The 12,544-nt window shown below is 72.5% G+C and carries 13 protein-coding genes; 9 read left to right on the top strand and 4 right to left on the bottom strand.

The genetic code is table 11. The features are described 5' to 3' along the window. Positions 1-67: 67 nt before the first annotated feature. Positions 68-583, bottom strand: coding sequence for a LytR C-terminal domain-containing protein (locus tag AC507J_RS29385; RefSeq protein ID WP_496293325.1), 516 nt, complete (start codon positions 581-583; stop codon positions 68-70). Positions 584-1,017: 434 nt separating this feature from the next. On the opposite strand from AC507J_RS29385, the gene AC507J_RS29380 reads away from it, so the two are divergent. Continuing rightward, a complete protein-coding gene (locus AC507J_RS29380; protein WP_007075406.1) occupies positions 1,018-1,314 on the top strand; it encodes a DUF4193 domain-containing protein in 297 nt (98 codons plus the stop codon). 143 nt (positions 1,315-1,457) lie between these two features. After that, complete coding sequence (locus AC507J_RS29375) at positions 1,458-2,261, top strand: hypothetical protein (RefSeq protein WP_496293268.1); 804 nt, start codon at positions 1,458-1,460, stop codon at positions 2,259-2,261. A 40-nt stretch (positions 2,262-2,301) separates the two neighbouring features. Here AC507J_RS29375 and AC507J_RS29370 read toward each other — a convergent pair whose 3' ends face one another. Next, positions 2,302-2,802 carry a DUF3093 domain-containing protein gene (locus tag AC507J_RS29370; RefSeq protein ID WP_496293323.1) on the bottom strand — a complete coding sequence of 167 codons (501 nt, stop codon included), beginning with the start codon at positions 2,800-2,802 and terminating at the stop codon, positions 2,302-2,304. 78 nt (positions 2,803-2,880) lie between these two features. On the opposite strand from AC507J_RS29370, the gene dut reads away from it, so the two are divergent. The 4 genes from dut to AC507J_RS29350 all read left to right on the top strand — a co-directional run bounded on the left by dut (position 2,881) and on the right by AC507J_RS29350 (position 5,296). Further along, on the top strand, positions 2,881-3,411 hold the full coding sequence (gene dut, locus AC507J_RS29365) for a dUTP diphosphatase (RefSeq protein ID WP_496293266.1): 531 nt from the start codon (positions 2,881-2,883) through the stop codon (positions 3,409-3,411). Continuing rightward, positions 3,408-4,058: a DUF3710 domain-containing protein gene (locus AC507J_RS29360; RefSeq protein WP_496293264.1), complete on the top strand. Its 651-nt coding sequence runs from the start codon at positions 3,408-3,410 to the stop codon at positions 4,056-4,058. Before dut ends, AC507J_RS29360 begins: the two co-directional genes overlap by 4 nt. Positions 4,059-4,194: 136 nt before the next feature. After that, a complete protein-coding gene (locus AC507J_RS29355; protein WP_341719715.1) occupies positions 4,195-4,575 on the top strand; it encodes an OB-fold nucleic acid binding domain-containing protein in 381 nt (126 codons plus the stop codon). Positions 4,576-4,606: 31 nt separating this feature from the next. Continuing rightward, positions 4,607-5,296, top strand: coding sequence for a DUF3159 domain-containing protein (locus AC507J_RS29350; protein ID WP_496293262.1), 690 nt, complete (start codon positions 4,607-4,609; stop codon positions 5,294-5,296). 129 nt (positions 5,297-5,425) lie between these two features. Here the strand turns inward: AC507J_RS29350 and AC507J_RS29345 are convergent, their stop codons facing one another. After that, positions 5,426-6,115 carry a potassium channel family protein gene (locus AC507J_RS29345; RefSeq protein ID WP_496293260.1) on the bottom strand — a complete coding sequence of 230 codons (690 nt, stop codon included), beginning with the start codon at positions 6,113-6,115 and terminating at the stop codon, positions 5,426-5,428. A gap of 2 nt (positions 6,116-6,117) precedes the next feature. After that, the gene (locus tag AC507J_RS29340) at positions 6,118-6,783 is read right to left on the bottom strand and encodes a potassium channel family protein (RefSeq protein WP_496293258.1); all 666 of its coding nucleotides are present in this window, start codon (positions 6,781-6,783) and stop codon (positions 6,118-6,120) included. Between the two features lie 151 nt (positions 6,784-6,934). On the opposite strand from AC507J_RS29340, the gene AC507J_RS29335 reads away from it, so the two are divergent. From AC507J_RS29335 to dxs, 3 genes are all read left to right on the top strand, one after another. Next, positions 6,935-9,001 (top strand): APC family permease, encoded by a 2,067-nt coding sequence (locus tag AC507J_RS29335; RefSeq protein ID WP_496293256.1) that lies wholly within the window; start codon positions 6,935-6,937, stop codon positions 8,999-9,001. Between the two features lie 197 nt (positions 9,002-9,198). Next, complete coding sequence (locus AC507J_RS29330; protein ID WP_496293321.1) at positions 9,199-10,431, top strand: class I SAM-dependent RNA methyltransferase; 1,233 nt, start codon at positions 9,199-9,201, stop codon at positions 10,429-10,431. Positions 10,432-10,650: 219 nt separating this feature from the next. After that, positions 10,651-12,544 (top strand): 1-deoxy-D-xylulose-5-phosphate synthase (dxs, locus tag AC507J_RS29325; RefSeq protein ID WP_496293254.1); only part of this gene is annotated, 1,894 nt, incomplete at its 3' end.

Raw genomic sequence — 12,544 nt, 5'->3', positions numbered from 1 at the left:
TCCGACCGGCAGTCTGCCCGTCCGGTCGGGCGGACTGCCGGTTCGGTCGGGCGGACTGCCGGTTCGGTTACTTCTCCACCGGCATCGGGCAGGAGCCCGGCGGGGCAACCGGAGCGCCGAGGTCGCCGAGGGACTGGTTGACCTCGGTGGTGGTGGCCAACTGCTGGAAGTCGTTGCCGAGCACCACGTCTACGACGTCGTCCTCCCGCTCGGCGTTGTACTCGAGCTTCGCCCGGCCCAGGAAGTACGCCCGCAGCAGGTGCGCCGACCCGACGCCCTTCGGGCCGTAGCGCAGGACCGCCACCCCGTCGACCTGGTTCTTCTCGTTGCCGCGCTTCTTCACCTGGAAGTCGCGATTGCGGAAGGCGTCACCGACGACGGTGGCCAGCCCGGGGCGTTCGGTGCCGTTCATCACGTTGATCTTGACGTCCTTGCGCTCCCGAAGCGTGACGTCGGCGCGCGGCCAGTCATCGGGGCAGCCTTCGGCGATGCCTGCGGTGCTCTGGGTGTCCCGCAGGACCGCGACGACCACGAAGACCAGGGCGAGCACCGCCAGCATGCCGACGACAACGAGTGCTCGCACTCGCGCAAAGCTCATCAGTGCGCTCCCGGGCGGTGGGTGGGTGGCGGCGGCCGTCGACGCTGGGGGCTGTCCCGCCGGCCGTCGGGTACGCCGCTGAGGTTAGCGGTTGTCCGACCGTCGCGTGGAAACAGTCCGACATGCCGGCGCGCCATCCGATAACCGGGTAGTACTACCCCTATCTTCGTGTCGCCTGAGTCACATTGGGAACAACTTCCCGTGCAGGGGCGTACATCTCAGCCACAAGGGCGGTATACATGCCTCGCCCAAAGGGGGGGTAGGGTTCCGCGCTCGCCGGAGAGATCCTCCGGCGGTCTGACCCGAGCGGTCATCGGGTCAGGTGGCCGACACTAGCGGTGGCCGGCCTGCGGAACCGAAACAGAGTCGTCCGGCGTTACAACCGGAAGCGACAACATCGAAATGGGAGAGTGAAACCGATGGCCACCGACTACGACGCCCCGCGCCGCGACGAGGTCGACCTCGGCGAGGACAGCCTGGAAGAGCTCAAGGCCCGGCGCGTCGACTCACAGTCGGGCGCCGTGGACGTCGACGAGGCTGAAGTGGCTGAGAGCTTCGAGCTGCCCGGGGCCGACCTGGCCGACGAGGAGCTCACGGTCAAGGTGCTGCCGATGCAGCAGGACGAGTTCCGCTGTGCCCGCTGCTTCCTGGTGCACCACCGTAGCCAGCTGGCGGTCGAGCGCAACGGCGAGCTGATCTGCCGCGAGTGCGTCTGACAGAGGGATCGACACCACTGGCACAGCGGCGGCTCCCGGGTGGAGCCGCCGCTGCCCGGCTCGGCGAGCGCCGCGCCGGCCGACCTGGTTGACTCGTAGGGCGGGCCGCCGTGCTGGCGGTCGTCCAGCCGGGAGGTCGGGACATGAGCGATGGCGGTGGCGAGCGTGCACCGGACGAGTTGGGTGCGACGGTCGCGGCACTGACCGCCGACGAGATCGAGCCGGCCACCCGTCGGCAGTTGCTGGGTCGACTGGTCCAGCAGGCCCGGGCCCGTGGGGTCCGCGATCTGTTCAAGCCGCGTGCGGCGCTGCGCTGGATGGTCGACACGGTTGCCGAAATCGCACCCCACGTGCCGATCCGTGACCTGGCCACGTTGCGCCGGCACTTCCCTGACCTGGACGACGAGGCGCTGGCCGACCGGCTGGTGCGCAACGCGTCCCGGGCTACCGCGGGCGTCGGTGCGGCCGGTGGTGGCGCCTCCGCCGTGCAGTGGACGGTCGCGCCGAGCCTGCTCTCCGCGCCGGTCCTGCTCGCCGCCGAGACGGTGGCGGTGGTGGCGATCGAGCTGAAGCTGACCGGGGAACTGCACGAGGTCTACCGCGCCCCGCTGCCGGCCGGCGGCACCCAGCGGACGGTGGCCCTGGTGCAGGCGTGGGCCAACCAACGTGGGGTCAATCCGATGATGCCCGGGGTGGGCGTCGGCGCCGTGCTGGGCACGGCGGCCCGGCGCGAGCTGCGGGAGACCCTGTTGAAGCGGTTCGGCCGGAACCTGACCACGCTGGGCCCGTTCCTCACCGGCGCGGCGGTGGCCAGCTACCTGAACCGGCGGGCGACCCGGACGCTTGCCGATCAGCTCCGCACCGATCTGCGTCGGCAGCGACGCGGCCTGCCGGACACTCCACCGCCGTTACCGGGTACTCCGCCAGCGTTACCCGGCGCGCCCTGAGGGTGCCGGAGGATCGCGCCGCGGTCCGGCGCCGGCCGGATCAGTTCGTCGGCTGCCGGGCGGCCAGGATCGCCTCGGCCAGCTCGACCGGGTGCCGGGAGCTGACCACCCAGAACGGGGTGGGGTCGGCGGGGTCGTCGAGGACCACCTGGACCGCGCCGGAGATCCACGGCCGCTGGACCACGAACGCCAGCGGATCCGCTCCGACGCCGAGCACCTCCCGCCGTCCCTCGGCGTCCAGCGGGATGGCGTCGGCGACGAACCGGACCGGCAGCCGGGCGTCGTCGACCTGCAACTCGCCGCCGGCCACCGCGACCCGGATCCGGCCCAGCCACGCCAACGCGGCGACCGCGGCCGGGAGCAGCACCGCGAACGGCAACCAGGCCCGCACCCCGGCGCCACCCATCCACACCTCGACCGCGACCAGAGCGGCGGCGGCCAGCCCCGCGAGCCACAGCCACCAGGGCAGCCGCAGTCGTTCGGAGTAGACCGCGGGCGCCGTGGTGGACGAAGCAGACGGTGACTGGCTCACTCGTGCCAGGGTACGGCGCGGGCTGGCCCGGGTACCGGGCAGGATGGCAGGGTCACCCCCAGCGGATGAGGACGAAAGAGGGAAACCGTGACCGACCTGGTGCCCGTGCCGGTCCGGCAGCTCGACCCCGAGCTGCCGCTGCCGGCGTACGCCCATCCCGGTGACGCCGGCGCCGATCTGGTGGCGGCCACCGACGTCGAGTTGCCGCCCGGTGGCTGGGCGCTGGTGCCGACCGGCGTGGCGATCGCGCTGCCCGAGGGGTACGTGGGCCTGGTGCATCCCCGATCGGGGCTTGCGGCCAGACTCGGCGTGACGGTGCTCAACGCGCCCGGTACGGTCGACGCCGGCTACCGGGGTGAGATCCTGGTCAACCTGATCAACCATGATCGGGCCACGTCGGTGAAGATCTCCCGGGGCGACCGGATCGCGCAACTCGTTGTGCAGCGAGTGGCGCGGGCCGCGTTCCGGCCGGTGGCCGAGTTGCCCGCGTCCGGACGCGGGACCGGCGGCCACGGCTCCACCGGCGGGCATGCCGGGCTGGTGCCGCCACCGGAGACGGATGGCGCGGACGGACGAGATGGCACCGTGGGTGCGAACAGCGGAGGGTGGACGCAGTGATCTTCTCCCGAAAGCGGGACGCGGGGCGGCACGCCCGGGCCGAGGTGCCCGAGACCACCGGAGCCGTCGAGGAGGCCCCGGCACGCGGCCCGTACGACGTCACCGAGGCACCGGAGGGGGTGCAGCGGCTCGACCTGGGCAGCCTCCAGATCCCGGCGGTGCCCGACGTCGAGGTGCGGGTGCAGGCCGACCAGCAGGGTGTGATCCAGCAGGTCGTGCTGGTGCACGGGCGTAGCGCCCTGCAACTCGGTGTCTTCGCGGCCCCGCGCAGCGAGGGAATCTGGGACGAGGTGCGTGAGGAGATCCGCCAGTCCCTGTTCAACGACGGTGCCGCCGCGCAGGAGGTAACCGGTGAGTACGGCACCGAGCTGCACGCCCGGGTGCGGAACGAGGACGGTCTGACCGAGCTACGGTTCGTCGGCGTCGACGGGCCGCGGTGGATGGTACGCGCGGTGTACCAGGGCGAGGCGGCCACTAACCCGGCTGCGGCCGGTCCGCTGGCGCAGTGCCTGGACGGGCTGGTCGTGGACCGGGGCGTGGAGGCCAAGCCGGTGCGTGAGCCGCTGCCGCTGCGGCTGCCGCGGGAGGCCGCCGAGCAGGCCGGTGCGGCGGATGCGGATGCCGCGTCGACCACGGGTGGCCGCTGATCCGGTGTTCCGGCCGACTGCCGGACCTCCGGGACGGCCGCTGTCGGCGGTACGCTGGCGTGAGCCGTCCCGGCGCCGCCGGCGCGGCCGGTTGCCGGCGCCAGCCGGCCGGCGTGGAGAGGGTGACGCGGAGGTCATGGCCGCCGACGATGGTCCGGGTTCGCTGCGCCGGCTGCTGCGCCGGCTCACCGCGAGCGAGGCCGAGATCGAGGCCCAGCAGCTGCAACGGGAGAGCGCCCGGTGCGGCGCGGTGCCGGTGCGGCAGTGCGGGCGCGGCCAGGTGGTCTCGGTCTCCGGGCGGCTGCGTACCGTCGTCTACACGCCGCGGACCAACCAGCCGGCGCTGGAGGCGGACCTCTACGACGGCAGCGATGTGGTGACACTGGTCTGGCTCGGGCGCCGGCACATCACCGGCATCGAACCGGGACGACACCTGACCGCCCGGGGACGGGTCGCGGTGCGGGACGACCGCAAGGTGATCTACAACCCGTACTACGAGTTGGAGCCGTCGAGATGAACCTGCGGGCACGGCGGACGGAAGGCGGGCGATGACCACGGGACAGCCCCCGGCTACCCAGCCGGAGACCGGGCCGGCGGAGGAGGAGCGGCTACCCACCGTCGCCGAGCAGATGGCCGACCAGCTGGGCGGCTGGCGAGGGTTGTTCGAGTCGAGCATCCCGGTGGTGGTCTTCGTGATCGCCAACATCATCGGCGAGCTGCGACCTGCCGTGATCGCGTCGGTGAGCGTGGCGGTGCTGATCGGCGGGCTGCGGCTGGCCCAGCGCCGGCCGGTGCGGCACGCCGTCAACGGGCTCTTCGGCATCGGCATCGGCGCGGCCATCGCCTGGCGTACCGGTGAGGCGCGCGACTTCTACCTTCCGGGCATCCTCTACGGCATCGGCTACGGGGTGGCGTTGCTGATCTCGGCGGCGATCCGCCAGCCGCTGGTCGGCTGGCTATGGTCGGTGCTGGTGGCCAAGGGCAGTTCCGAGTGGCGCCACGATCCCAAACTGGTCCGGACCTTCACCGGGCTGACCGTGCTGTGGGGCGTGGTCTGGCTGGCCAAGGTCGGCGTGCAGGCCGGGTTGTACCTCGCCGAGCAGGACACCGCGCTCGGCGTGGCGCGGCTGCTACTGGGCTATCCGCCGTACATCATGCTGTTGTTGATCACGGTGTGGACGGTGCGCCGGGTCACCCGGGAGCCGCACCCGCAGCCGACGCCGCTGCCGGGCGGCTGACCGACCCGCACGGGCGGCTGACCGATCCGCCCAGACCGGCAGCGGCCGAGCGGGCCGGACCGGCAGCGGCCGAGCGGTCGGGGCCGGCAGCGGCCGAGCGGTCGGGGCCGGCGCCGGGCCCGGCCGCGGTCAGCGCGACTCGCGGGTACGTTCGACGCTGTCCGGACCGAGCACCACCGTCCGTACCGCGTCCTCCATCTCGGCCGTGCAGACGAAGACCAGTTCGTCGCCGGCCTCGATCGGGTCGTCCGGGGTCGGGACCAGCACCCGCTTGCCGCGCAGGATCGCCACCAGCGCGGCGTCCCGGGGCAGTGGCACCGCGTGCAGCGGCTGGCCGACGTAGGGCGCGGTCGGCGGCAACGTGATCTCCACGAGGTTCGCCTCACCCTGCCGGAACGTCATGATGCGGACCAGGTCGCCGACGGTCACCGCCTCCTCGACCAGCGCGGCCATCACGCGTGGCTTGCTGACCGCCACGTCCACGCCCCACTGCTCGGTGAAGAGCCACTCGTTCTCGGCCCGGTTGACCCGGGCGACCACCCGGGGCACCGCGAACTCGGTCTTGGCCAGCAGCGACACCACCAGATTGGCCTTGTCGTCGCCGGTCGCCGCGACCACCACGTCGCAGCTGGCGAGGTCGGCCTCCTCCAGGCTGGTCAGCTCGCAGGCGTCGGCCAGCACCCAGCGGGCCTCCGGCACCCGTTCAGGGCGCAGCATCCGTGGCTGCCGCTCGATCAGCATCACCTGATGGCCGTTCTCGATCAGCTCCTGGGCGATCGACCGACCCACGTTGCCCGCACCGGCGATGACGACCCGCATGATCACTGCCCTCCTTCCGGTGCCGCCGCCACCGCCGCGGTGACCGTGGCCACCAGGTCGTCGGTGACCAGCATGAAGACCTGGTCGCCCTCCTGCACCACGCTGGAGGCGGTGGGCAGCGTGCCGATGCCGAAGCGGGTCAGGTACGCCACCCGGGCGCCGGCCGCCTGCTCCAGGGCCCGCACCGGGCGGCCGATCCAGTCCTTGTGCACCGGCACCTCGATGATGGAGACCGTGCTGGTCGGGTCGCGGAAGATCTCCACGTTGCCCTCGGGCAGCAGGTGTCGCAGCATCCGGTCGGCGGTCCACCGGACGGTGGCCACGGTGGGGATGCCCAGCCGCTCGAAGACCTGCGCCCGGCGCTGGTCGTAGATGCGGGCCGCCACCCGGGAGACGCCGAACGTCTCGCGGGCCAGCCGGGCCGAGATGATGTTGGAGTTGTCGCCGCTGGAGACGGCGGCGAAGGCGTCCGCGCGCTCGATGCCGGCCTGGCGGAGCACGTCACCGTCGAAACCGGCCCCGGTCACCGTGAGCCCGGCGAAGTCCGGGCCGAGCCGGCGGAAGGCGTCGGCGTCCTGGTCGATGACCGCCACCGAGTGCCCCCGGGACTCCAGGTTGTGCGCCAGGGTCGAGCCGACCCGGCCACATCCCATGATCACGACATGCACGCTGCCTCCCAGGCTGCCCGCCGTTGCGCTCGTCGTCCGCGAGCCTGCCATGTCCGGACCGCGGGCGGGGACCGACGCTACTCCGGCGCCGCGCCGGCCGGCAGCCGGCCACCCCGGCCGGCGGTCGCCGCTGGTCGTACGCTTGGCGATCGTGGCCCGATCCACCTCCCTGTTGAAGCGGCTGCTCCTCGGTCGGCCGTTCCGCTCCGACCGGCTCAAGCACACCCTGCTGCCGAAGCGCATCGCGTTGCCGGTCTTCGCCTCGGACGCGTTGTCCAGCGTGGCGTACGCGCCGGACGAGATCCTGCTGATGCTCTCCATCGCGGGCGCCTCGGCCTTCGTCTTCTCGCCGTGGATCGCGCTCGCGGTCGTCGTGGTGATGTTGACCGTGGTGGCCAGCTACCGGCAGAACGTCTACGCCTACCCCTCGGGCGGCGGCGACTACGAGGTGGCCACGGTCAACCTGGGTCCCCGCTTCGGCGTCGGGGTGGCCAGCGCGCTGCTTGTCGACTACGTGCTGACGGTCGCTGTGTCGGTCTCCTCCGGGGTGGCGAACCTCGGCTCGGTGATTCCCTTCGTGGCGACGCACAAGGTGCTCATCGCGGTCATCGCGGTGGTCCTGTTGACCGCGGTCAACCTGCGCGGCCTGAAGGAGGCGGGCAGCGCGTTCGCCATCCCCACGTATGGCTTCATGATCGTCATCGTCGGCATGATCCTCACCGGGCTGGTCCGGATCGTCGTGCTCGGCGAGGATCTGCGCGCCCCAAGCGCCGACCTGGTGATCGCGGCCGAGTGGCACGACACCACCGGCTGGGCGATGGCCTTCCTGCTGCTGCGCAGCTTCTCCTCCGGCTGCGCCGCGCTCACCGGCGTGGAGGCGATCTCCAACGGCGTGCCGGCGTTCAAGGCGCCCAAGAGCCGCAACGCCGCCACCACGCTACTGATGCTCGGCCTGGTCGCGGTGACCATGCTGGTCGGCATCGTCTGGCTGGCCCGGCTCACCGGCCTCCAGTTCGTCGAGGACCCGCGCGCCCAGATCGTCTCCGGCCCCGAGGGGTACGTGCAGAAGACCGTCACCGCCCAGCTCGGCGAGACGATCTTCGGCTCCGGCTCGCTGCTGCTGTTCCTGGTCGTCGGGGTGACCGCCACGATCCTCTTCGTGGCCGCCAACACCGCCTTCACCGGGTTCCCGGTCCTCGGCTCGATCCTCGCCCAGGACCGCTACCTGCCCCGGCAACTGCACACCCGGGGCGACCGGCTGGCCTTCTCCAACGGCATCCTCTTCCTGGCCGTCTTCGCGATCATGCTGATCGTCGGCTTCCAGGCCGAGGTGACCAAGCTCATCCAGCTCTACATCGTGGGCGTCTTCGTCTCGTTCACCCTCTCCCAGGCGGGCATGATCCGGCACTGGAACCGGTTGCTGCGTACCGAGCGGGACCCGCAGACGCGTCGCCGGATGATCCGGTCCCGGGCCATCAACGCCTTCGGGATGGCGATGACCGGCGCGGTGCTGGTCATCGTGCTGGTCACCAAGTTCCTGCTCGGGGCGTGGATCGCGATCGTCGCGATGGGCGTGATCTACCTGCTGATGCTGGCCATCCGCCGGCACTACGACCGGGTCGCCGTCGAGCTGGCCCCGGACGACGGCCGGCCGGTGCTGCCCGCCCGCAACCACGCGATCGTGCTGGTCAGCAAGCTGCACCAGCCGACGCTGCGGGCCGTGGCGTACGCCCGGGCCACCCGGCCCGACACCCTCACCGCAGTGACCGTGAACGTGGACGACAACGACACCCGGCAGTTGCAGGCCGACTGGGAACGGCGGGACGTGCCGATCCCGCTTACCGTGATCGACTCGCCGTACCGGGAGATCACCCGCCCGATCCTGAACTACGTGGCGGGCGTCCGACGCGACTCGCCCCGCGACGTGGTCACGGTCTTCATCCCCGAGTACGTGGTCGGGCGCTGGTGGGAGAACCTGCTGCACAACCAGAGCGCGCTGCGGCTCAAGGGCCGGCTGCTCTTCGAGCCGGGCGTGATGGTGACAAGCGTGCCCTGGCAGCTCGCCTCGACCGCCAGCAAGGATCTCGACCGGATGGACGCCACGCTGACCCGCGGACCGGCCCGGGGACCCCGGGTCGCGCCGCGCAGTACGCTGCCGCCGAGCGTCCCGCCGGCGAGCACCGCTGCGGATCAGCAGGAAGGAAGTGAGCCGCGGTGAGCGAGCAACGGCGACCGGACCGGCCCACCGAGGCACAGCAGGCCCCGGCCGACCCTGGGCGGGTCTCGGCCGATCCTGGGCAGGCCCCGGCCGATCCTGGGCGGGTCTCGACCGACCCTGGGCGGGTCTCGGCCGATCCTGGGCAGGCCCCGGCCGGCAGTGGGCGGGTCTCGGCCGGCAGTGGGCGCGGCGACGCGGTGGATGTGGCGAGCGGTCTGGAGGAGGCCGAGCGGGTCGAGCTGACCGTGGCGGCGGTCGCCCCCGGTGGGCACTGCGTGGCCCGGGTGAACGGCCAGGTGGTGTTCGTCCGGCACGCGCTGCCCGGCGAGCGGGTGCTGGCCGAGGTCACCGAGGTGCACCGGGGCTTCGTCCGGGCCGACGCGGTGACCGTGCTGGAGGCCGCGCCGGAGCGGGTCACCCCGCCCTGCCCGTACGCCCGGCCGGGTGGCTGCGGTGGCTGCGACCTGCAACACGTCGCTCCGGAGGCCCAGCTGCGCTGGAAGGCGACCGTCGTACGGGAGCAACTCGTCCGCCTCGGCGGCCTGGACGAGGCCGCGTGCGACGCGCTGGGCGTACGTGTCGAGGCGTTGCCGGGCGGCCGGCTCGGCTGGCGGTCCCGGGTCCGGTACGCGGTGGACGCGGCGGGCCGGGCCGGGTTGCTCAAGCACCGTTCGCACGAGGTGGTGCCGGTCGACCGCTGCCTGATCGCGCACCCGGCGATCCAGGAACTGCCGGTGCTCACCTCCGCCGGGGTGAGCTGGCCGGAGGCCGAGGCGGTGGAGACCGTCGCCTCCACCGAGGGGGACGTGGCGATGCTCGCCGTCGCGGCGGGGCGTACCCAGCTGGTGCGTGGCCCGGAGAGGGTCCGGGAGCGGGCTGCGGGCCGGCAGTGGCGGCTGCCCGTCTCGTCGTTCTGGCAGGTGCACCCGGCCGCGGCGGACACCCTGGTCGGCGCGGTCCTGGAGCTGACCGCGCCGGAACCGGGGGAGCGGGCGTGGGACCTCTACGGCGGGGCCGGGTTGTTCGCCGCGGCGCTGGCCGACCGGGTCGGTCCCGGCGGGCGGGTGACCCTCGTCGAGGCGGCCGGCGACGGCGTCGCGGCGGCCCGGGAGAACCTGGGCGACCTGCCCCAGGTCGAGGTGGTGTCGGCCCGGGTGGAGAAGGCCCTGGCCCGCCGCCGGATCACCGGCCCGGTGGACGTGGTGGTGCTCGACCCGCCGCGAGCGGGCGCTGGCGCGCAGGTGGTGCGCGACGTGGTCGCCGCCGCACCCCGGGCCGTGGCGTACGTGGCCTGCGACCCGGCCGCGTTCGCCCGGGACCTGCGGGTCTTCACCGGTCTCGGCTGGCGGTTGGCCGCGCTGCGCGGGTACGACCTCTTCCCGATGACCCAGCACGTGGAGCTGGTCGGGCTACTGCTGCCCGGCGGATGAATCTGCTCGGGCTGCTGCTGCCCGCCGGATGGCTGCCCGCCGGATGACTACGCGGCGGATGGCTGCCCGCCGGATGGCTGCCCGCCGGATGGCTGCTCGGCGGATGGCTGCCCGGCGGATGAATGTTAAGAAGGGGCCCTTCCTATACCGCAGGCGTTAAAAGGGGGCCCTTCCTTGCACAAGCTGCGGTGGGTGCGGGGGCCGATAGACTCTGCGGTCATGAGTGTTGATGAGGACACGGCCAACCAGGGCCGGCTGCTGGCCGCCGTGCACGGTCCCCAGGACGTCAAGCGGATGTCGGGCACCGAACTCGACATCCTCGCCGCCGAGATCCGCGATTTCCTGATCGCCAAGGTGTCGCGTACCGGCGGGCACATCGGCCCCAACCTGGGTGTGGTGGAACTCACCCTGGCCCTGCACCGGGTCTTCGACTCTCCCCGGGACCGGCTGCTCTTCGACACCGGTCACCAGGCGTACGTCCACAAGATCGTCACGGGTCGGCAGGCCGGCTTCGACCAGCTGCGCCAGCGTGACGGGCTCTCCGGCTACCCCAGCCAGGCCGAGAGCGAGCACGACATCATCGAGAACTCGCACGCCTCCACCGCCCTGTCGTACGCCGACGGGCTGGCCAAGGCGTACGCGCTGCGGGGTGAGGCGCGCAGCGTGGTCGCCGTGGTCGGTGACGGGGCACTTACCGGCGGGATGTGCTGGGAGGCGCTTAACAACATCGCCGCCGCCGGCAACCGGCTGGTGATCGTGGTCAACGACAACGGCCGCTCGTACGCGCCGACCATCGGCGGGCTCGCCGACCACCTCTCGACGCTGCGGCTCAACCCCGGCTACGAGAAGGTGCTCGACACGGTCAAGGACGCGCTCGGCTCGACCCCGCTGGTCGGCAAGCCGATGTACGAGGTGCTGCACGCGGTCAAGAAGGGCATCAAGGACGCGGTCGCGCCGCAGGCGATGTTCGAGGACCTCGGCATCAAGTACGTCGGCCCGGTCGACGGGCACGACGTCGCCGCGGTCGAGACGGCCCTGCGCGCGGCGAAGAACTTCGGCGGCCCGGTGATCGTGCACGCGGTCACCCGCAAGGGCTACGGCTACCGCCCCGCCGAGGAGGACGAGGCCGACTGCTTCCACGGGCCCGGTGCGTTCGACATCGCCACCGGCGTCGCCACCGCCGCGCCGTCGGTGAAGTGGACCCACGTCTTCGCCGACGAGCTGGTCGCCATCGCCGACGAGCGGCCCGACGTGGTGGGCATCACCGCCGCCATGGCCGAGCCGACCGGCATCGCGAAGCTGGCCCGCAAGTATCCGGAGCGCACCTACGACGTGGGCATCGCCGAGCAGCACGCGGCCACCTCGGCGGCCGGGCTGGCGCTCGGCGGACTACACCCGGTGGTCGCGGTCTACGCCACCTTCCTCAACCGCGCCTTCGACCAGGTGCTGCTGGACGTGGCGATGCACAAGCTGCCGGTCACCTTCGTGCTGGACCGGGCCGGCATCACCGGCCCCGACGGGCCGAGCCACTACGGCATCTGGGACATGTCGGTCTTCGGGGTGGTGCCCGGTCTGCGGATCGCGGCGCCCCGCGACGCCGCCACCCTGCGCGAGGAGTTGCGCGAGGCGGTCGCCGTCGACGACGGCCCGACCGTGCTGCGCTACCCGACCGGCGCGGTCGCCGCCGACCTGCCCGCCGTGCGCCGGGTCGGCACGGTGGACGTGTTGACCGAGTCCGCCCGTGCGGACGTACTGCTGGTCGCGGTCGGCTCCTTCGGCCAGCTCGGCATGGAGGTCGCCGCCCGGGTCGCCGAGCAGGGCTACGGGGTCACCGTGGTCGACCCGCGCTGGGTCCGCCCGGTCCCGGCCGAACTGGTCGAGCTGGCCGCCGGGCACCGGCTGGTGGTCACCGTCGAGGACGGCGTACGCGTCGGCGGGGTCGGCGACGCCCTCGCCCAGGCGATGCGGGACGCCGACGTCCGGGTGCCGTTGCGTGACCTGGGCGTACCGGCCGACTGGCACCCGCACGGCTCCCGCAACCAGATCCTGGCCGACCTCGGCCTGACCGCCCAGGACGTGGCCCGCGACGTCACCGGCTGGATCTCCCGCCTAG

It is taken from the genome of Micromonospora sp. PRAS1 (assembly GCF_059553435.1).
The sequence above is the reverse complement of the archived record's forward strand: the minus strand, read 5'-3'. Positions and strand labels throughout refer to the sequence as shown.

Excerpts from the sequence above, each read along its gene's own strand:
- AC507J_RS29355 (WP_341719715.1), top strand. The coding sequence starts at position 4,195 with ATGGCCGCCGACGATGGTCCGGGTTCGCTGCGCCGGCTGCTGCGCCGG.
- AC507J_RS29380 (WP_007075406.1), top strand. The coding sequence starts at position 1,018 with ATGGCCACCGACTACGACGCCCCGCGCCGCGACGAGGTCGACCTCGGC.
- AC507J_RS29375 (WP_496293268.1), top strand. The coding sequence starts at position 1,458 with ATGAGCGATGGCGGTGGCGAGCGTGCACCGGACGAGTTGGGTGCGACG.
- AC507J_RS29350 (WP_496293262.1), top strand. The coding sequence starts at position 4,607 with ATGACCACGGGACAGCCCCCGGCTACCCAGCCGGAGACCGGGCCGGCG.
- AC507J_RS29345 (WP_496293260.1), bottom strand. The coding sequence starts at position 6,115 with ATGCGGGTCGTCATCGCCGGTGCGGGCAACGTGGGTCGGTCGATCGCC.